Annotated in this window: 16 protein-coding genes; 11 read left to right on the forward strand and 5 right to left on the reverse strand. The window is 72.3% G+C overall.

The features are described from left to right. The first annotated feature begins 51 nt into the window (after positions 1 to 51). The 5 genes from mtrA to hpf all read left to right on the forward strand — a co-directional run bounded on the left by mtrA (position 52) and on the right by hpf (position 5,926). A complete protein-coding gene (mtrA, locus tag ACPFP2_RS13270; RefSeq protein ID WP_088977546.1) occupies positions 52 to 741 on the forward strand; it encodes an MtrAB system response regulator MtrA in 690 nt (229 codons plus the stop codon). 88 nt (positions 742 to 829) lie between these two features. After that, a complete protein-coding gene (gene mtrB, locus ACPFP2_RS13275) occupies positions 830 to 2,512 on the forward strand; it encodes an MtrAB system histidine kinase MtrB (protein WP_424089592.1) in 1,683 nt (560 codons plus the stop codon). Continuing rightward, complete coding sequence (locus tag ACPFP2_RS13280; protein ID WP_424089396.1) at positions 2,509 to 4,317, forward strand: LpqB family beta-propeller domain-containing protein; 1,809 nt, start codon at positions 2,509 to 2,511, stop codon at positions 4,315 to 4,317. Before mtrB ends, ACPFP2_RS13280 begins: the two co-directional genes overlap by 4 nt. Before the next feature lie 52 nt (positions 4,318 to 4,369). Further along, a complete protein-coding gene (locus tag ACPFP2_RS13285; RefSeq protein ID WP_424089593.1) occupies positions 4,370 to 5,035 on the forward strand; it encodes a ComF family protein in 666 nt (221 codons plus the stop codon). 252 nt (positions 5,036 to 5,287) lie between these two features. Beyond that, positions 5,288 to 5,926 (forward strand): ribosome hibernation-promoting factor, HPF/YfiA family, encoded by a 639-nt coding sequence (gene hpf / locus ACPFP2_RS13290; RefSeq protein ID WP_088977550.1) that lies wholly within the window; start codon positions 5,288 to 5,290, stop codon positions 5,924 to 5,926. 134 nt (positions 5,927 to 6,060) lie between these two features. Here the strand turns inward: hpf and ACPFP2_RS13295 are convergent, their stop codons facing one another. Together ACPFP2_RS13295 and ACPFP2_RS13300 are read right to left on the reverse strand one after the other, a co-directional pair. Continuing rightward, positions 6,061 to 7,167: a GNAT family N-acetyltransferase gene (locus ACPFP2_RS13295; RefSeq protein ID WP_424089398.1), complete on the reverse strand. Its 1,107-nt coding sequence runs from the start codon at positions 7,165 to 7,167 to the stop codon at positions 6,061 to 6,063. After that, on the reverse strand, positions 7,164 to 8,327 hold the full coding sequence (locus ACPFP2_RS13300) for a GNAT family N-acetyltransferase (protein WP_424089400.1): 1,164 nt from the start codon (positions 8,325 to 8,327) through the stop codon (positions 7,164 to 7,166). The genes ACPFP2_RS13295 and ACPFP2_RS13300 overlap by 4 nt, the downstream gene beginning before the upstream one ends. A gap of 160 nt (positions 8,328 to 8,487) precedes the next feature. Between ACPFP2_RS13300 and secA the strand changes: the two genes are divergently transcribed. After that, entirely contained in the window at positions 8,488 to 11,385 is a 2,898-nt protein-coding gene (gene secA, locus ACPFP2_RS13305; protein ID WP_424089402.1) for a preprotein translocase subunit SecA, read from the forward strand. A 318-nt stretch (positions 11,386 to 11,703) separates the two neighbouring features. On the opposite strand, the gene ACPFP2_RS13310 is transcribed toward secA, so the two are convergent. Both ACPFP2_RS13310 and ACPFP2_RS13315 read right to left on the reverse strand, forming a co-directional pair. After that, entirely contained in the window at positions 11,704 to 12,294 is a 591-nt protein-coding gene (locus ACPFP2_RS13310) for an Rv3235 family protein (protein ID WP_424089594.1), read from the reverse strand. Between the two features lie 105 nt (positions 12,295 to 12,399). Next, positions 12,400 to 12,627: a helix-turn-helix transcriptional regulator gene (locus tag ACPFP2_RS13315; RefSeq protein ID WP_424089404.1), complete on the reverse strand. Its 228-nt coding sequence runs from the start codon at positions 12,625 to 12,627 to the stop codon at positions 12,400 to 12,402. Positions 12,628 to 12,953: 326 nt separating this feature from the next. On the opposite strand from ACPFP2_RS13315, the gene ACPFP2_RS13320 reads away from it, so the two are divergent. Further along, complete coding sequence (locus tag ACPFP2_RS13320) at positions 12,954 to 13,466, forward strand: DUF6912 family protein (RefSeq protein ID WP_424089406.1); 513 nt, start codon at positions 12,954 to 12,956, stop codon at positions 13,464 to 13,466. Positions 13,467 to 13,494: 28 nt separating this feature from the next. Here ACPFP2_RS13320 and ACPFP2_RS13325 read toward each other — a convergent pair whose 3' ends face one another. Further along, positions 13,495 to 14,508 (reverse strand): hypothetical protein, encoded by a 1,014-nt coding sequence (locus ACPFP2_RS13325; RefSeq protein WP_424089408.1) that lies wholly within the window; start codon positions 14,506 to 14,508, stop codon positions 13,495 to 13,497. Positions 14,509 to 14,941: 433 nt separating this feature from the next. Here ACPFP2_RS13325 and pruA point away from each other — a divergent pair, with 433 nt between their 5' ends. The 4 genes from pruA (at position 14,942) to ftsE (ending at position 19,308) form a co-directional block, all read left to right on the forward strand. After that, positions 14,942 to 16,570 (forward strand): L-glutamate gamma-semialdehyde dehydrogenase, encoded by a 1,629-nt coding sequence (gene pruA / locus ACPFP2_RS13330; RefSeq protein ID WP_424089410.1) that lies wholly within the window; start codon positions 14,942 to 14,944, stop codon positions 16,568 to 16,570. Between the two features lie 236 nt (positions 16,571 to 16,806). Next, positions 16,807 to 17,322, forward strand: a complete 516-nt coding sequence (locus tag ACPFP2_RS13335) for a PadR family transcriptional regulator (protein WP_363868572.1) — start codon at positions 16,807 to 16,809, stop codon at positions 17,320 to 17,322. 65 nt (positions 17,323 to 17,387) lie between these two features. Continuing rightward, positions 17,388 to 18,509, forward strand: coding sequence for a peptide chain release factor 2 (gene prfB, locus ACPFP2_RS13340; protein ID WP_424089411.1), 1,122 nt, complete (start codon positions 17,388 to 17,390; stop codon positions 18,507 to 18,509). 118 nt (positions 18,510 to 18,627) lie between these two features. Then, positions 18,628 to 19,308 carry a cell division ATP-binding protein FtsE gene (gene ftsE / locus ACPFP2_RS13345; RefSeq protein WP_091083937.1) on the forward strand — a complete coding sequence of 227 codons (681 nt, stop codon included), beginning with the start codon at positions 18,628 to 18,630 and terminating at the stop codon, positions 19,306 to 19,308. The last annotated feature ends 63 nt before the right edge of the window (positions 19,309 to 19,371 follow it).

Below are 19,371 nucleotides of genomic sequence, written 5' to 3' on the forward strand. Positions count from 1 at the left end.
CCGGGTGACGCCGATCCCACCTGACTGAACGGGGATGGAAACATAAACCCCATGAGAGCCCGGGTACTGGTGGTCGACGACGACCCCGCGCTCGCCGAGATGCTCGGCATCGTCCTGCGCAGCGAGGGCTTCCTGCCCTCCTTCGTCGCCGACGGGGAACGGGCGTTGGCCGCGTTCCGGGACAACCGACCCGACATCGTCCTGCTCGACCTGATGCTGCCCGGTATGAGCGGTATCGACGTGGCCCGGGCGATCCGGGCCGAATCCGGCGTGCCGATCGTGATGCTCACGGCGAAGAGCGACACCGTGGACGTGGTGCTCGGCCTGGAGTCCGGTGCCGACGACTACGTGGTCAAGCCGTTCAAGCCCAAGGAGCTGGTCGCCCGGATGCGGGCCCGGCTGCGGCGCGGCGAGGACGTCGCCCCGGAGATGCTGACCATCGGCCCGCCCGGCAACCAGATCACCATCGACGTGCCGGCGCACACCGTCAGCCGGGACGGCGAGGAGGTCAAGCTGACGCCGCTGGAGTTCGACCTGCTGGTCGCGCTGGCCCGCAAGCCGCGCCAGGTGTTCACCCGTGAGGTCCTGCTGGAGCAGGTGTGGGGCTACCGGCACGCGGCGGACACCCGGCTGGTCAACGTGCACGTGCAGCGGCTGCGCGCGAAGATCGAGCCGGATCCGGAGCGGCCGGAAATCATCCTCACCGTTCGGGGCGTGGGCTACAAGGCGGGTACCGGATAGCCTGGTCTGCACCGTGACCAGCGCCCCGAGTTCCCTCCCCGAGACCCCCGCAGGCTGGCGTCCCGCCGCGCGGGCGCTCGGGCGTGCCCTGGCCGGCCGGGTCCTCGGCCTGGCCGCCGGGCTGCACCAGACCTGGCGGCGCTCGTTGCAGGTCCGGGTGGTGACCATCACGTTGGTGGTGTCCAGCCTGCTGGTCGGTGGGTTCGCCTACCTGATCGCCAACAAGATCACCGACATCCTGGTGGAGAACGCCAAGGCCGACACGCTGCTGCGGCTGCGCAGTGGCAGCGACTACTCGGCCAAGCAGTTCTACCTCTACAGCCAGCCGCAGGAGGCGCAGCTCCAGGACACCATCGAGGGCACGGTCAACTACCTGGCCGGTGGTGACCCGCAGCAGACCAGCGGGGTGGTCGTGGCGATCACCGCAGACAGCTACACCGGGATCATCGACACCCGGACGTCCCCCGCGACGGACGTGCGGCCGCTGGTCAGCCGGGAGCTGCGCGCCGCCGTCGCGGAGGGCAAGGTTGCCCACCAGATCCGGACCGGCCGGCTCGGCGACGAGCGTACGAAGTACCTGGTCTACGGCTCGCCGGTGCCCACCCGCTTCGGTCAGCTGGAGCTCTACTACCTCGTCCCGCTGAGCCGGCAGGACGCCACCGCCGCCGACGCCCGGGCCACCGTGCTCGCCACCGGCCTCGCCCTGGTGCTGCTGCTCGGCCTGCTCGCCGCCCTGGTGACCCGCCTGGTGGTCACCCCGGTACGGGTGGCCGCCCGCACGGCCCAGCGGCTCTCCGCCGGCCTGCTCGACCAGCGGATGGAGGTCAACGGCGAGGACGACCTGGCGCTGCTGGCCGCCTCGTTCAACCAGATGGCGACCAACCTGCAACGGCAGATCCTCCGGCTGGAGGAGATGTCCCGCCTGCAACGCCGGTTCACCTCGGACGTGTCGCACGAGCTGCGCACCCCGCTGACCACCGTACGGATGGCCGCCGACCTGATCTTCGCCGAGCGCGACGAGTTCGACCCGGCGGTGGCCCGCAGCGCCGAGCTGCTCCAGGCCGAGCTGGACCGGTTCGAGGAACTGCTGACCGACCTGCTGGAGATCAGCCGGTTCGACGCCGGCTTCGCCATGCTCGACTCCGAGCCGACCGACCTGGTGCCGGTGGTGCACCGGGTCGCCGACCGGCTGGCCGGGCTGGCCGAGCGGGCGGGCGTGGCCATCGAGCTGGACGTGCCGAGCACCCCGGTGATCGCCGAGGTGGATCCCCGCCGGGTCGAGCGGGTGCTGCGCAACCTGGTCGGCAACGCGGTCGAGCACGGCGAGGCCAAGCCCGTCCTGATCACCCTCGGCATGGACCAGACCGCGGTCGCGATCACCGTGCGGGACCACGGCGTCGGGCTCAAGCCGGGTGAGGAGAAGCTGGTCTTCAACCGCTTCTGGCGGGCCGACCCGTCCCGCGCCCGGCAGACCGGCGGCACCGGGCTGGGTCTGTCGATCAGCCTGGAGGACGCCCGGCTGCACGGCGGATGGCTGGAGGCGTGGGGCGCGCCGGGGCAGGGCGCCCAGTTCCGGCTCACCCTGCCGGCGCGTGCCGGGGACCGGCTCACCACCTCGCCGCTGCGGCTGGTGCCGGCCGACGCCGCGCTGCCCTTCGGCGGCCCCCGGGACGGCGAGATACTGGCCATCGGTCCGGCCGGTGGCGGTGCGCTGGCGATCGGGCCCGGCCCGACGGCCGACGACGGGGATCGGGCGGAGGTGCGGTCGTGAGGCGTGCGCTCGCCGGCGTGCTCGGCGCCGCGCTGCTGGCCCTGACCGGGTGCGGCATCCCGGCGAACACCGAGGTGCAGGTGGACGGGTCCGGGCCGGCGGTCGAGGCGGGGGCGTCCAGCTTCCGTCGGGACGAGCCGCCGAGCCGTACGGCCAGCGGCGACGACCGGGAGCTGTTCGTCCGCAACTATCTCGCCGCCGCGGCGGGCGAGCCGGAGCAGGCGTACACCCGGGTGAAGAAGTTCATCGCGCCGGAGAACAAGAGCCGCCTGCAGGAGAAACAGGGCAGCGAGGTCGCGGTCAACGTGGTCCGGCTGACCGAGAAGCCGGTGATCACGGAGAACGCCAACGGTGTCTTCTCGGTCCGGCTGCCGGTGCAGCAGATCGGGCTGTTGCGCGCCAACGGCGTGCTCGGGCCTCCGGTGACGACCGACAAGGAGTACCGGTTCAGCCTGCGCGGCGCGGCCTCGCCGGGGCAGGAGGGCACCGCGGAGGCGGGCCTGTTCGTCACCGATCCGCCGAACGTGCTGCTGCTCAGCGTCGACGCCCTGCGCGAGTACTACCAGAACTCGCCGGTCTACTTCTGGAGTTCCGACCAGCGCCGGCTGGTGCCCGACCAGCGTTACCTGCCGCTGGCCGTGCCGCACGAGCGGCGGGTCAGCGAGGTGGTCAAGTGGCTGATCGCCGGCCCGTCGGAGTGGCTGAGCACCGGGGTCAGCCGGCTGCCGGACCGGACCGCCCTGATCAACAACGCCACCGAGACCGGCGACCGCTGGGACGTCACCCTCGACCTGCCCGGTGACGACAGCCGCCGGCTCGCCCAGATCGGCACCCAGCTCGCCTGGTCGCTGCCGGAGTTGGACGGGCAGCTCCGGCTCACCACCCGCAACCAGTCCCGGGTCTCCATCGACGACCTGGAGCAGCACCGGCTCGCCCACCCGGTCTACCCGGTCAACGACAACCCCCAGCGGTACGCCGTCTACGAGGGCGCGGTCCACCCGCTTGCCTTCCCCGGCGAGGTGAGCGGTCCGGTGCCGCTGGCGGCGGAGGTCAACCGCGACGTGGTGTCGGCCGGGCTCAGCCGCGCCGACGAGCGCGTCCTCGCCGCCCTCGTGGTCGACGCGCCGGGTGGTCGCCAACGCCTGGTCACCAGTTCCGGGCCGGACCCGGTGCAGGTGCCCAACCCCTCGGCGCAGACCTTCAAGGCGGTCGGGCGGCCGGTCTGGCTGCGCTCGCCGGACCCCCGACAGCCGTACGGGCTGGTGGTGGCCGACGGCAACCTGTGGCGCTTCGACGACCGGGGCCGGATGGAGCAGGTGCCGTTGACCGTCCCCGGACCGGTGACGGCGGTGGCCGCCTCGTTGGAGGGCCACCGGCTCGCCCTGGTGGTCGGCGGCGCGCTGCACCTGGCGGCGGTGAACCTGGACGGCGGCGTGGTCTCCGCCGGCCCGGCCCGCCGGGTGGCCACCTCGCTGACCGAGTTGTCGGCGGTGGACTGGGCGGGGGAGAACACCCTGGTCCTGGCCGGTACGGCCGGCCGTTCGGCGGTCTACCAGGTGAGCATCGACGGTGCCCTGGAGACGCCCCTGGTCTCCGACGTGGGCGCCCGGGTGACGCACCTGTCCACGTACCCGACCAACCCGGTGGTGCGCCTACCCAGCGCCCTGATCATGTACGAGGCGAACGGGGTGGCCTACCGGTACCCGCAGGGCGACACCATCCGTCGCGACCAGGTCCTGGACGTGAACCCGCCGCCGACCGGGGTACGTCCCGGCAGCCCGACCGCGCCGCTCTTCCTGTTCTGAGCACGTCGTGCGGCCGGACCTCGGGGGCATCTGGGCGGACCTGACCGATCTGGTGCTGCCGGTGGAGTGTGCGGGATGCCGGCAGCGTGGCCCGGCCGTGCGGCGCGGCTTCTGCCCGGCCTGCGCCGACGCGCTCGAGGCGCTGCGTCCGGCCCCGGCACGGCCCGATCCCGCCCCGCCCGACCTGCCGCCCTGCCACGCCCTCGGCCCGTACGCGGGGGAGTTGCGCGAGGCGTTGCTGGCGTACAAGGAGCGGGGCCGGCACGGGCTGGCCCGGCCGCTGGGCGCGCTGCTGGCCGAGGTGGTGGCCGCCGCGGTCGGTGGCGCGGCGCGGCCGGTGCTGCTGGTGCCGGTGCCGGACACGGCGGCGGCGGCCCGGGCCCGTTACGGCGACCACCTGACCCGGCTGGCCCGGCACGCCGTGGCCCGGTTGCGCGCGGCCGGCTGGGACGCGCGGACGGTCCGGCCGTTGCGGGCGCTGCCCCGGCCCGACTCGGTGGCGTTGGACAGCGCCGGGCGGGCCGCGGCGGCGGAGTCGGCCTTCCGGCCGCGCGCCGGGTCGGGGCCGACCGGCGACGGTCGGACGGTGGTGGTGCTCGACGACATTCTGACCACGGGGGCGACCCTGGCGGCGGTGAGTCGGACTTTGCGCCGCGTGGGAATGACGCCAAACGTCGCGGCGGTGCTCGCCGCAACGCAAAAACGGCGGCAATGGTGACGCTTCGTGTTTCCTTTTCACCCCTTGGTGGTAAGAGCTGTGAATTATCTGTGGGTTGTCGACAACCGGGGGTGACGGCCGGGCGAACAGGAGTTAGCGTTTCCATGTCCGGGGTAGGAGGTCTCAAACCCCACCCCGGCGGTGGAAGGAGGCGTAGCCGTACTGACCGGTCGACGCCACGCGGGGACGCTCCCTGAGGGCCGGTCGACCGGGTCCTGAAGATCAGACGACCATCCGAAAAAGGGAGGTCACGTGGACATCGTGGTCAAGGGCCGAAACGTCGAAGTGCCGGACCATTACCGGGTGCACGTCGCGGAGAAGCTCGCAAAGATCGAACGCTACGACCACAAGCTCATCCGGGTCGACGTGGAACTGTTCCACGAACGCAATCCCCGACAGTCCGACACCTGCCAGCGGGTGGAGATCACCTGCGTCTCGCGGGGACCCGTGATCAGGGCCGAGGCCTGCACGAACGACTTCTACAGCGCGCTCGACGCGGCCATCGCCAAGCTCGACACCCGACTGCGCCGTGCGGCCGACCGCCGCCGCGTACACCGGGGCCGCCACGCGCCGATCTCCGTCGCCGCCGCCACCGCGGACCTGCCGGTGGCCGACCTCGACGGGCCCGGCCTGGCGACGCTGAACGGCCGTACGGCCACCGCGGTCGCCGAGCGCGACGAGGAGCCGGCCGACGAGTACGACGACCAGCCCTGGCACATCGCCCGGGCCAAGGTGCACCCCGCCGAGCCGATGACCGTGGACGACGCCCTGTTCCAGATGGAACTGGTCGGGCACGACTTCTACCTGTTCCACGACAAGGAGACCGGCCGGCCGAGCGTCGTCTACCGGCGGCACGCGTACGACTACGGGATCATCTCGCTCGACACCTGACCCCTGTCCACCCCTCGCGACCCGGTCACGGGGTCCCGGTGGTCCGCCACCGTGGACTCCGTGACCGCTGCCGTCGCCCACCGCGGTGGACCGGATCGACCGGAGCCGGTGACGCGTCGCGCGGCGAGCCCGGATCAGCGGAAGTCGGTGGCGAGCAGCGCGAAGAGCATGGCGTCCGTCCGGGTCTCGCCCCGGCCGGGGAGCCGAGCACGCATCAGCCCCTCCCGCCGGAACCCGGCCCGCTCCAGCACCCGCTGGGAGGCGACGTTCTCCGGGGCCGTGCCGGCCCAGAGCCGGGCCAGCCCGATCCCGAACGCCCAGCCGGCCATCAGGCGTACCGCACGGGTGGCCAGCCCGCGCCCGCGAGCCTCGGGCAGCAGGCTGTAGCCGAGCATGCCCTGGCCGGTGGCCGGCTCGTCGTGGATCAGCACGCAGCCGCCGGCCACGGCGCCGGTCGACGCGTCGCAGAGCGCGAAGTCGGCCGAGTCGCCGACCAGCCATTCGCTCTCCGCGACCGCGCACCGTCGCTCGATCGCCGCCCGGGTCGGCGGAACCTGCCGGACCCGGCTCCCCACCACCTCCGGCAGCGTGTGCAGTCGGTGCAGCGGGTCCACGTCGTCCGGGACCAGCCGGCGCAGGGTCACCACGCCGTCGGTGAGCCGTCCGCCGGGCAGGTCCGGCAGCACGCGCGGCGTCGGGCCGTCCGGGTCGTCGGTGAGGCGTACCCAGGCGAGCAGGTCGCGCCGGCCGCCGTCGCGGGACTGCCCGGCCGCGCGGCGTACCCCCTCGTGGCGGAAGCCCGCGGCGAGCGCCACCCGCTGGCTGGCCGGGTTCTCGGCGTCAGTGAGCAGTTCCAGCCGGACGAGACCGGCGCGGAACGCGGTGGCGGCCAGGGCGCGGGTGACGGCGGTCGCGACCCCGCGCCGCCGGGCCCGGGGCGCCACCCAGTAGCCGACCTCGGCCTGCCCGCGCACCGGTACGACCTGGCTCAGGCCCGCACCACCGACCAGCCGGTCGGTGGTGGCGTCGGCGACGGCGTACGCGACGCCGCCGGTGCTCCGGGCCGCGGGCGCGCCCTCGGCGATCCACCACCGGGCGTCGGCCACGGTGTACGGCTGTGGCATGCCCGGGTTGAACCGCAGGTTCTCCGGGTCGTCGCAGCCGGCGGCGAGGTCGTCGGCGTCGGCGGGCCGGAACGGGCGCAGCCGTACCGGGCCGGCCGGCACGACCTCCGGGATCACGTCAGGTCCTCGGCCAGCAGGGCGGCGACCCAGGCGTCGCCACGGCCGTCCCGGGTGGGCAGCCGGCCCCGCGCGGTGCCCTCGACGGTGAAGCCGACCTTCTCCGCGACCCGTCGCGAGGCGGTGTTGCCGACCAGCGCCAGCCACTCGATCCGGGCCAGGCCCAGGGTGGTGAATCCCCAGGCGGCCAGCGCGCCCACCGCGGCCGGCATGTAGCCCCGGCCGCGCGCGTGCGGGGCGGTCATGAAGCCGACGTGGCCGTGCAGCGGGTCGGGGCCGATCCGCAGGTCGACCGAGGCCACGTACCGGTCGTCGGCGTCGGCGACGGCGTAGTACGCGCCGGTGCCCCGGGCCCAGGCCAGGTCGGCGATGTCACGCAGGAAACCCTCCGCGTGTTCCCGGCGGTACGGGTGCGGCACGGTGGTCCAGCGGATCGTGTCGGTGTCCCGGCAGGCTTCCACCACCCCGTCGAGGTCGCGCTCCTCCATCGGGCGCAGCCGCAGTTCGGTGTCGCCGGCGGTGGCGAAGAGGACGGGCTGCGGCCGGCCGAAGACCGCCGCGCGGCGGGCGTCCAGGGTGTCCGGGCCGGCCGGGCCCGGCTCGCCCGGGGCGGGCACCTCGCCGGGGAGCAACGAGCCGACCCAGGCGTCCGTCCGGCCGCCCTCGGCGGGGTGGGCCAGCCGCAGCTCGCCGGAGACGCGGAAGCCGGCGCGCAGCGCCACCAGCCGGGAGAAGTGGTTGCCCACCTCGGCCTGCCAGACCAGCCGGCGCAGCTTCAGCGTGTCGAACGACCATCGGGCGACCGCCCGGCAGGCCCGTACCGCGACGGCCTGACCACGCGCCCACGGCGCGGTCCAGTAGCCGAGTTCACCGGAGTCGAGGGACCGGTCGATGGCGACCAGCCCGCAGGAGGCCAGCAGCTCGCCGGTGGCCGCGTCGCAGACCGCGAACAGCGCGCCGGTGCCCTCGGCCCAAGCCCGGCCGCTGATCTCGGTGACGTAGCCGTGGGCGTGCTCCGGCAGGTACGGGCGGGGCACGGTGGTCCAGCGCTGGATGTCCGGGTCCTGGCAGGCGCGGTGCACGGCGTCGGCGTCCTCCGCGCGCCAGGGGCGCAGCAGCAGGCCGTCCTCGATGATCTCCACGGGTTCCACCCGGCCCATCGTGCCGGACCGTTCGCGATGGGCGTAACCGGATATCCGCCGGTGGGGCCGTGGGCCGCGTGTTATGTCGTTTTCGTCGGCACGGACCGCCGCCACCAGTGACCATCACGCCGATGGAGCGCCTACGATGGTTCGAGACTGTCTAGGGGAGCGTTGATCCGTGTCGATTCTGGAAAAGGTCCTCCGCGCCGGCGAGGGCCGCATGCTGCGCCGGCTGAAGGCCATCGCCGCCGCCGTCAACTCGATCGAGGACGACTACGTCAACCTCACCGACGACGAGCTGCGGGGCCTGACCGCGCAGTACAAGGAACGACTCGCCGACGGTGAGACCCTCGACGACCTGCTGCCGGAGGCGTTCGCCACGGTGCGGGAGGCCGCCGCGCGGGTGCTCGGCCAGCGCCCGTACGACGTCCAGGTGATGGGCGGCGCGGCGCTGCACTTCGGCAACATCGCCGAGATGAAGACCGGTGAGGGCAAGACGCTGACCTCGGTCATGGCCGTCTACCTCAACGCGCTCTCCGGCAAGGGCGTGCACGTGATCACGGTGAACGACTACCTGGCCCAGCGCGATGCCGCCTGGATGGGTCGGGTGCACGAGTTCCTCGGGCTCACCGTCGGCGTCGTGCTGCCGAACCGGCCGGCCAGCGAGCACCGCGCCGCGTACGAGTGCGACATCACCTACGGCACCAACAACGAGTTCGGCTTCGACTACCTGCGCGACAACATGGCGTGGTCGAAGGACGAGCTGGTCCAGCGCGGGCACAACTTCGCGGTGGTCGACGAGGTCGACTCGATCCTCATCGACGAGGCCCGGACGCCGCTGATCATCTCCGGCCCGGCCGAGCACTCCGCCCGCTGGTACCAGGAGTTCGCCGGCGTGGTGGCCCGGATGCAGCCGGGCACCGACGGCGCGGGCGACTACGAGGTCGACTACGCCAAGCGCACCATCGCGGTCACCGAGCGCGGTGTCGCCAAGGTGGAGGACCGGCTCGGCATCGACAACCTCTACGAGTCGGTCAACACCCCGCTGGTCGGCTACCTCAACAACGCCATCAAGGCCAAGGAGCTCTACAAGCGCGACAAGGACTACATCGTCAGCGACGGCGAGGTCCTGATCGTCGACGAGTTCACCGGGCGCATCCTGCACGGCCGTCGCTACAACGAGGGCATGCACCAGGCGATCGAGGCCAAGGAGGGGGTGGAGATCAAGCAGGAGAACCAGACCCTGGCCACCATCACCCTCCAGAACTACTTCCGCCTGTACGAGAAGCTCTCCGGCATGACCGGTACCGCCCAGACCGAGGCGGGCGAGTTCAACAAGGTCTACAAGGTCGGCGTCGTGACCATCCCGACGCACCGGCCGATGGTCCGGCAGGACCGCGCCGACGTCATCTACAAGACCGAGCGGGCCAAGTTCAACGCGGTCATCGAGGACATCGCCGAGCGGCACGAGAAGGGCCAGCCGGTGCTGGTCGGCACCGTCTCGGTGGAGAACTCCGAGATCCTGTCCCAGCTGCTGCGCCGTCGCGGCATCCCGCACTCGGTGCTGAACGCCAAGTTCCACGCCCGGGAGGCGGAGATCGTCGCCCAGGCCGGTCGCAAGGGTGCGGTCACCGTCGCCACCAACATGGCCGGCCGGGGTACGGACATCCTGCTCGGCGGCAACGCCGAGTTCCTCGCCGCCAACGAGCTGCGCCAGCGCGGCCTCGACCCGGTGGAGAACGAGGAGGAGTACGCCAAGGCGATGGAGGAGGTCATCCCCACCTGGAAGCAGGCGTGCGAGACCGAGGCCGAGGAGGTCGCCGCGGTCGGCGGTCTCTACGTGCTCGGCACCGAGCGGCACGAGTCCCGCCGGATCGACAACCAGCTGCGCGGTCGCGCCGGCCGGCAGGGCGACCCGGGTGAGTCCCGCTTCTACCTCTCCCTGCAGGACGAGCTGATGAAGCGGTTCCGGGCCGGCGCGGTCGAGGCGGTGATGGAGCGCTTCAACATCCCGGAGGACGTGCCCATCGAGTCGAAGATGGTCACCCGGCAGATCAAGAGCGCGCAGGCGCAGATCGAGGGCCAGAACGCCGAAATCCGCAAGAACGTCCTGAAGTACGACGAGGTGCTCAACAAGCAGCGCCAGGTGATCTACGCCGAGCGGCTGCGCGTGCTCAACGGCGAGGACCTCTCCGACCAGGTCCGCAACATGATCGACGACGTGATCGGCGCGTACGTCGTGGGCGCCACCAGCGACGGCTACGCCGAGGACTGGGACCTGGAGCAGCTCTGGGCCAGCCTCAAGCAGCTCTACCCGGTCGGTATCACCATCGAGGACCTGGAGGAGGAGGTCGGCTCCCGGGCCGGCCTCGACCAGGACTTCCTGCTCGCCCGCCTCAAGGAGGACGCGAACGCCGCGTACGACCGGCGCGAGGAGCAGCTCGGCGAGGAGGCGGTACGCCAGCTGGAGCGGATGGTGCTGCTCCAGGTCATCGACCGCAAGTGGCGTGAGCACCTCTACGAGATGGACTACCTCCAGGAGGGCATCAGCCTGCGGGCGTACGCCCAGCGCGACCCGGTCATCGAGTACCAGCGCGAGGGCTTCGACATGTTCGCCACCATGATGGACGGCATCAAGGAGGAGACGGTCGGCTTCCTCTACAACCTGGAGGTGCAGGTCCAGGAGCCGGAGCCCGAGGCCGAGGAGGTCCAGCTGCTGGAGAAGCCGGTCGAGATCCGGGCCAAGGGTCTCAGCCGCGCGCCGCAGCAGCAGGGCCTGCAGTACTCCGCCCCGACCATCGACGGCGAGGCCGGTTCGGGCGCGGTCGCGGTCGAGCGGCCCGAGCAGCAGGCGCCCGCCCTGGGCGTCGGCCGTCCGGAGACGCCGGAGCGCCCGGCGGCACAGGCCAAGCCGCGCCGTCCGCTGGGCGGGCAGGCGATGGCCGCGGCGAGCACCGCCCGCGGGGCTACGCCGGGTGAGGCCGCCGAGGCCGGCCCGTCCCGCAACGCCCCCTGCCCGTGTGGCTCGGGCCGAAAGTACAAGCGCTGCCACGGCTCGCCCAACGGCGGCGCCTGATCTCACCGGCGGCCCCGTCCGGGCCACCCCCGCACCACACCACGGAGCCGCGGTCCCCTCAGGGGCCGCGGCTCCGCCGTCTCCCCCTGCCCCGCCCTCCGCCGCCCCGCTCCGCGTCGCCCCGCTCCGCGTCTCCCCGCTCCGCGTCGCCCCGCTCCGCGTCTCCCCGCTCCGCGTCTCCCCGCTCCGCGTCTCCCCGCTCCGGCGATCTTGCAGTTTTGGTTAGAGATATGGGGGTCTTGCACCACTTCATCCTCACCCAAACTGCAAGATCGCCGGCCCCTGGGCTGGCGGGGCGGCGGGCGGGCAGTGGGGGTGTCAGAGGACGTGGAGGGCGGTGCAGAGCCAGGTGCCGCGGCGGTGTTCGAGGCGTACGGCCATGGCCCAGGTGCGACCGGCGGCGGCGAGGACGGCGGCCACCTCCACGGCGGCCGGGCGGGGTTCGCAGACCCGTAGCCGACGCAGGTGCACGGCGGGTCGGGTGGACCGGCGGCGGACCGGCCCGGTGCGGGACGTGGCACGGGCCAGCTGCTCACTCACCTCGGTCATCCGCCCCGGTTCGACCAGGGTGCGGAGCTGCCCCGGCGGCCGGTACCCGTTGAGGATCTCCAGGAAGGTGCCGACGAACCGCTGCGCGGCCCGGGTCGCCTCCGGCGTGGCGGCCGGGGCGACCGACGGTGGCCCGGTGGGCGGCCGGCCGGGCCGGGTCGGTGCCGGTCGGAGGTCGTGCCGGCGACCGGCCGGTCGTCCGGCGGGCTGCTGCTCCGTGCCGAAGAGGTCCAGGGCGAGTTGGCCGCTCGGGCGGGGCCACAGATCGGGCGCCTCGTCGGCGTACGGCGGCTCGCTGATCGGGGCGGGGCGCAACCGGATCGGGGGCCGGGACGGCCCCGGACGGCGGGAGTCGACCATCACCATCACCCCTCGATCCTTGCGTTTGCTTTCGTTTGCCTCCAACAGGCTCCGATTCTTGGGCATGGCAGTGCCCGCCGTCAATGCCGGGACGGGGTCGGTCCGCTACTCGGCGTCGCGGTCGACGAGCGGGTTGCCGCGTACCCACTCCGCGGTTTCGGCGTACTTGCGCTGGATGTACTCCTCCAGCCGGGCGCGCTCGACACGCCACTGGCCACGCCCGCCGATCTTGATCGCGGGCAGTTCGCCGCTGCGGACCATGTGATAGACCTGCGAATCCGACACGTTCAGCTCGGCGGCCACGTCGGAGAGCAGGAGAAACCTCGGCTCCACGGTCAACCCCCGGTGTTGGCGTCGTTTGCCTCAGTTTGCCACCACCGCCCGGCGCGGCCCAGTGCCACCACCGCCCGGCGCGGCCCAGTGCCGCCACCGCCCGGCGCGGCCCAGTGCCGCCACCGCCCGGCGCGGCCCAGTGCCACCACCGCCCGGCCGGGCCCGGACACCGCCGGCCGGGCCGCCGAGCACCCGTCGGCAGCGGACGTACGGTGAGCCGCCTTCCCCTGACGCGGTGCGCGGTGTATGACGGTCTCGGCGTACGGCATGATCGGCGCCCGGGACCGGCGGACCTGCCGGTCCGGCGAACGATCGGGAGAAACGACGTGAGCGACCAGTTGGTCCGGGTGTACGTACCGGCGACCGTGCCGATGCTGACCCGGCTGCGCGAGCACGGGCTGCCGGCCGCGGAGGCGCACGCCGTCACCCCGGCGCTGCGCGAGTGGTACGCCGAGGGCGACGAGGAGGAGCTGGAGTACGTCGCGTTCACCCGCGCCGCCCAGGACGCCCTCCAACTGCTGCGGGAGGACCCGGCCGCGCCCCGCCGCCGGGTGGTGGTCTCGGTGGACCTGCCGCCGGCGGCGGTCGGTCGGGGCGACGGCGAACTCGGGTCCAGCTACGTGCTGCTCGACGGGCCGGTGCCGGTCGGGTCGGTGGCGGCGCTGCACGTGGACGGGGCGGACGCGGTCGACGACGTCGGTGCCGCGGTGCAGGTGATCGCCGAGGCGCTGGCCGGCGACCCGGACGCCCAGTTCACCGTCGACAGCGCCGAGGACCACGAACTGGAGTGGTACGACCCGTCCGAGCTGGAGCTGCTGCTGCGCGCCGCGTCCTCCTGATCACGGAGCACCCGGCCGGGAGGGCGGGTCAGCCCTCGGCCGGCTCGTCGTCCTCGTCGCGCTGCGCCGGCCCGAGGGTGCGGCCGAAGAGGATCAGCGCGGTGAGCGCCCCGACGAAGAGCACCCAGATCCCGTTGTCGATCCGGGAGGTGCCGAGACTGGTCTGCGCGACCGAGTCCGCCTCGCTGAGCGCGCCGGCCAGGTCGAGCAGGGTCCGGCCGCCGATTCGAATGATCACCTCGGCGAGCAGCAGGAGCAGCCCCGGCCCGGCCCCGGCGACCAGGTAGACGGGCCAGCGCAGGGCCGGCGTGGCCGGGTCGCGCCGGACGGCCCGACGCCGGGCCCAGGTCAGGTAGCCGAAGACGAGCAGGCCGGCGAGGAGGCCGGCGAGCAGCGACTCGGTGCGGGAGACCCACTTGGCGGCGGTGACCAGCGACGCCTGGGAGCCGTCGGAGCCGAAGAGGTCGAAGAGGGGGTCCCGGGCCCGGCTGAACGCCACCACGAACAGCAGCGTGCCGAGGGCGGCGGTGACGACCGCGCCGACCGGGGCGGCGGTGCGCGCCCCGGCGATCGCCCCGCCGATGATCGCCGCCGCCGCGCTGGTGCCGGCGATGGTGTTGGTGGTGGCGTTGTCGGCGTACGTCAGGTTGATCGCGAGTGCGGTGCCGAGCCCGACCAGCATGCCGGCGCCGATCGCCGCCGCGAAGCGCACGCTCGTCCGGTCGCCGAGCCGGCGGGCGGCCAGTTCGTTCGCCGCCAGCGCGACGGCCGCGCCGGCCACCAGCGCGGCGGAGATCACCCCGGGCAGCGCGAAGGCGGAGAGGCTGATCGCGGTGAGACCGGCCGCCGCCGAGTCGATCGCCTCGCGGGTCGACCAGAGCATGGCGACCAGCCAGCCGATCGCGAGCAGGGCGAGCACCGGCGTGCCGGGAGCGCCGGCCGGGCGGTCCGTGCCGGCCTCCGGCGCGACCTCGTCGACCGGGTCGGTGGTGTCCGGCCGGTCCGGCTCCGCGGCCGTCGAGCTGCCGGGCTGGTTGCTCATGCTCTCCCCTTCTCCGGGCGTCACCGCCCCGCGCGGCGGTCGTGTTCGACTCCGTTTGCGGCGTGTCGCGGTGTCACGGTCGGCGGATACCGCGACACACCGCAAACCGCGCGCCGCCGGGCAGGTCACCGGCCATCCAGGGTACGCGCCCGGCCCGGGCCGGCCCGCGCGCCCGCTGGGCCGCCCGCCGCCTGCTTTCCTTCGGCAGATCACCACATTCGGGTACGGATCAGTGCCCGATGCCGGCGTGTGCTTGACGATCCACGGTTTCGGGGCGGGCGTGGCGTGATCGTCGGGGTGGGGGCGTGGGAGAATCGCGGCAGGTCCCGCCGCCGCGACCGGGTACGCCGTGCGGTGTCCGGCGTCCGGCCGCCCGGTCGGTGCCCGCGGGTCCGGTTTCGCCACCGCCGTCGAGATCGCACAGGAGCCTGTGATGGACGCCGTGTTCTCCGTACCCGAGCCGCGCAACGAGCCGGTACGCACCTACGAGCCGGGCAGCGCCGACCGGGAGCGGCTCCAGCGGAGGCTGGCCGAGCTGGCCGCCGAGCGCATCGAGCTGCCGATGACCATCGCCGGTGAGCAGCGGATGGCCGGCGGTGAGTCGATCGACGTGGTCCAGCCGCACAAGCACGCCCACGTGCTCGGCGTCACCGGTCACGCCACCCACGACGACGCCCGCGCCGCGGTGAAGGCCGCCAAGGACGCCGCCCCGATGTGGCGGGCGCTGCCCTTCGAGGAGCGGGCCGCGATCTTCCTGCGCGCCGCCGAACTGCTCGCCGGCCCGTGGCGGGACACGCTGAACGCGGCCACCATGCTGGGCCAGTCCAAGACCGCCGTGCAGGCGGAGATCGATTCGGCCTGCGAGTTCATCGACTTCCTCCGGTTCAACGTGCACTTCGCCCGCAGGCTGCTGGAGGAGCAGCCGATGTCGTCGCCGGGGGTGTGGAACCGCTTCGACCACCGACCCCTGGAGGGCTTCGTCTACGCGGTAACCCCGTTCAACTTCACCGCGATCGCCGGCAACCTGCCCTCGGCGCCGGCCCTGCTCGGCAACACGGTGGTCTGGAAGCCGGGCCCGACCCAGCAGTTCGCCGCGCACTTCACGATGCGGCTGTTCGAGGCGGCCGGGCTCCCGCCCGGCGTGATCAACATGGTCACCGGGCGCGGCGAGGAGGTCTCCGACGTCGTGCTCGCCGATCCGGACCTGGCCGGCATCCACTTCACCGGCTCCACCAAGGTCTTCCAGCACCTGTGGAGGACCGTCGGCGAGAACATCGCCGGCTACCGGGGCTACCCGCGCCTGGTCGGCGAGACCGGCGGCAAGGACTTCGTGGTCGCCCACACCAGCGCCGACGTCGACGCCCTGCACACCGCGCTGATCCGCGGCGCGTACGAGTACCAGGGCCAGAAGTGCTCGGCCGCCTCGCGGGCGTACGTCCCCCGGTCGATCTGGGAGGGTGGGCTGCGCGACCGGCTGGCCGCCACCGCCGAGGCGCTCACCTACGGCGACGTCGCCGACTTCAGCAACTTCGGTGGCGCGGTCATCGACGACAAGGCGTTCTCCCGGCACACCGCCGCGCTGGAGCTGATCTCCGGCGACGACGCCTGCCGGATCCTGGCCGGCGGCACCGCCGACGACTCGGTCGGCTACTTCGTCCGGCCGACGCTCTTCGAGTGCACTGACGCGGCGCACGAGACCTTCACCACCGAGTACTTCGGGCCGATCCTCGGCGTGCACGTCTTCGACGACGCCCGCTTCGACGACGTGGTGGCCCAGGCCGAGTCGATCGCGCCGTACGCGCTGACCGGCTCGATCTTCGCCACCGACCGCCGGGTGGTCGACGCGGTCGCCGAGAAGATGCGGTACGCGGCCGGCAACTTCTACATCAACGACAAGCCGACCGGCGCGGTGGTCGGGCAGCAGCCCTTCGGTGGCGCCCGGGCCAGCGGCACCAACGACAAGGCGGGCTCCTGGCACAACCTGGTCCGCTGGATGTCGCCCCGGACGATCAAGGAGACGTTCGTGCCGCCGACCGACCACACGTACCCGCACATGGGCTGAACCGGCGACGGCCGTCGGCGGCGCGAGCGGCGTCGCCGGCGGCCGGAGCGGTCCTCGACCCGCCTCTCGGGGGAGGGTCGGCCGCCGATCGTCGGGTCCGTGCGGCCGGACGGCGGCGAGGCATCGATGGTCCTGCCACCACTGTCGTCCGCCGACAGTGCACATAGGAAAATCCGGCCGGGTGGCAAATACGGAAATCCTGGACGCGGTGACGGCAAAGTGGCAGCTTAGAGGGCATGGCGGAATCCGGAGTCAACCCCACCGCGGCGGCCCTGCTCGGCCTGCTGCACGAGGGGCCGATGACAGGCGGCCAACTGATGGCCGCCGCCGAGCGCCGACTGGCGCCGTACTGGTCGATGACCCGCAGTCAGGTCTACCGGGAGTTGCCGGTGCTGGCCGAGCGGGGTCTGGTGCGGCTCGGCAAGCCCGGGCCGCGGATGAGCCAGCCGTACGCGATCACCGCCAGCGGGAAACGGACATTTTCCCGCTGGCTGGCGGAGAACCCGGGGCGGGACACCATCCGCAACCCGATCGCCCTGCGTATCGCCTTCGGCGAGCTGCACTCGGCCAGCCAGCTCAAGAACCTGTACGCCTCGGCGAACGAGTACCACACCGAGGCCCTGGCGCACGTCCGTGAGCAGGTGAAGAACGCCAAGAAGGAGGGCGACACGTACGACGCCAGCGCGCTGGAGTTCGCCGTCGCCTACCACAAGGCCGCCCTGTCCTGGCTCAAGACCGCCCCGGTCGGCTGACGAGCTGCGGCGGGTCGGCCATCTGAGGTGAACGGACCGCTGCCCGCCCAGTACCCTTGTCTGTCGTGACCGCTGCCGATTACGCCGAACAGCTCAAGGAACTCGACGCCACCCTGCGCAACATCGAGTCGGTGCTCAACCTCGACCGCCTGCGGGAGGACAAGGCCCGGCTGGAGGAGCAGGCGTCCGCGCCGGACCTCTGGGACGACCAGGCGCGGGCGCAGCAGGTGACCTCGCAGCTGTCGTACGTCAACGGCGAGATCAGCAGGCTGGGCAGCCTGCGCTCCCGCCTCGACGACGCGCACGTGCTGCTGGAGCTCGCCGAGGCCGAGGATGACGCCGGGGCGCTGACCGAGGTAGAGACCGAGGTCGCCGGGCTGAAGAAGGCCATCCAGGAGATGGAGGTCCGCACCCTGCTCTCCGGCGAGTACGACTCCCGGGAGGCGCTGGTCGCCATTCGGGCGGGCGCCGGCGGGGTGGACGCCGCCGACTTCGCCGAGATGTTGCTGCGGATGTACCTGCGCTGGGCCGAGCGGCACGGCTACCCGACCGAGGTCTACGAGACCTCGTACGCCGAGGAGGCCGGCCTGAAGTCCGCCACCTTCGCGGTGAAGGTCCCGTACGCCTACGGCACCCTCAGCGTCGAGTCGGGCACCCACCGGCTGGTGCGGATCAGCCCCTTCGACAACCAGGGCCGCCGGCAGACCAGCTTCGCCGGGGTCGAGGTGCTGCCGGTGGTGGAGCAGACCGACAGCATCGACATCCCCGAGAACGAGATGCGCGTCGACGTCTACCGCTCCTCCGGCCCGGGTGGGCAGAGCGTCAACACGACCGACTCGGCGGTGCGGATCACCCACATCCCGACCGGCATCGTGGTGACCTGCCAGAACGAGAAGTCCCAGTTGCAGAACAAGGCCTCCGCGCTGCGCGTGCTCCAGGCCCGGCTGCTGGAGCGCAAGCGCCAGGAGGAGGAGGAGAAGATGGCCGGCCTCAAGACGGGCGGCACCAGCTCCTGGGGCGACCAGATGCGGTCGTACGTCCTGCACCCCTATCAGATGGTGAAGGATCTCCGAACCGAGCAGGAGACCGGCAATCCGTCCTCCGTCTTCGACGGGGAGCTGGACAGCTTCATCGAGGCCGGCATCCGCTGGCGCAAGCAGCAGCAGTTGGCCGGCGACGCTGCGTGATCAACCGTGGACGGGGCGCGTCGTCGATCTCCTGGTGAGCGGGCGAATCGATGACGCGCCTCGCATCGGTGGGGCGTAGGACTTGGCTCAGCGGTTACACCGCGTAGACTCACCACCCGTGATTCAGCTTGAGCAAGTGACGAAGACGTACCCGAAGGCGTCCCGGCCTTCGCTCGACAACGTGTCCGTCTCGATCGAGAAGGGCGAGTTCGTCTTCTTCATCGGTCCTTCCGGCTCCGGCAAGTCCACGATCATCAAGATGCTGTTGCACGAGGTCAGCCCCAACAAGGGTCGGGTCGTCGTGAACGGCAAGGACGTCACCTCGATGCGCTCCTGGAAGCGACCCCACTTCCGGCGTTCGATCGGCTGCGTCTTCCAGGACTTCCGGCTGCTGCCCAACCGCACCGCGTACGAGAACGTGGCGTTCGCCCTCGAGGTGATCGGCAAGACCAAGGCGGTGGCCCGCCGGGTCGTACCCGAGGTGCTGGAGCTGGTCGGGCTCGGTGGCAAGGAGCACCGGTACCCGCACGAGCTCTCCGGTGGTGAGCAGCAGCGCGTGGCCGTCGCCCGGGCGTTCGTGAACCGTCCGCTGATCCTGCTCGCGGACGAGCCGACCGGAAACCTCGACCCGGACACCTCGATCGAGATCATGCGCCTGCTGGACCGGATCAACCGCACCGGCACGACCGTCGTGATGGTCACGCACGACTCCAACATCGTGAACCAGATGCGCCGCCGCGTCATCGAGATCGAGAGCGGTCGCATCGTGCGTGACCAGGCCCGCGGCGTCTACGGGTGAGCCGACGCTCCACCCCCGCCGTACGACCTGACGACGAACATCTCACGCCGGAGAGCCGGAGGA

This window comes from Micromonospora citrea, assembly GCF_049629545.1.
In the GTDB taxonomy this organism is placed as follows: domain Bacteria; phylum Actinomycetota; class Actinomycetes; order Mycobacteriales; family Micromonosporaceae; genus Micromonospora; species Micromonospora citrea_A.

Bases quoted from the DNA above. Each gene is read 5' to 3' on its own strand.
- mtrA (WP_088977546.1), top strand. From the start codon at position 52: ATGAGAGCCCGGGTACTGGTGGTCGACGACGACCCCGCGCTCGCCGAG.
- ACPFP2_RS13300 (WP_424089400.1), bottom strand. From the start codon at position 8,327: ATGGGCCGGGTGGAACCCGTGGAGATCATCGAGGACGGCCTGCTGCTG.
- ACPFP2_RS13310 (WP_424089594.1), bottom strand. From the start codon at position 12,294: ATGGTCGACTCCCGCCGTCCGGGGCCGTCCCGGCCCCCGATCCGGTTG.
- ACPFP2_RS13325 (WP_424089408.1), bottom strand. From the start codon at position 14,508: ATGAGCAACCAGCCCGGCAGCTCGACGGCCGCGGAGCCGGACCGGCCG.
- pruA (WP_424089410.1), top strand. From the start codon at position 14,942: ATGGACGCCGTGTTCTCCGTACCCGAGCCGCGCAACGAGCCGGTACGC.
- ACPFP2_RS13335 (WP_363868572.1), top strand. From the start codon at position 16,807: ATGGCGGAATCCGGAGTCAACCCCACCGCGGCGGCCCTGCTCGGCCTG.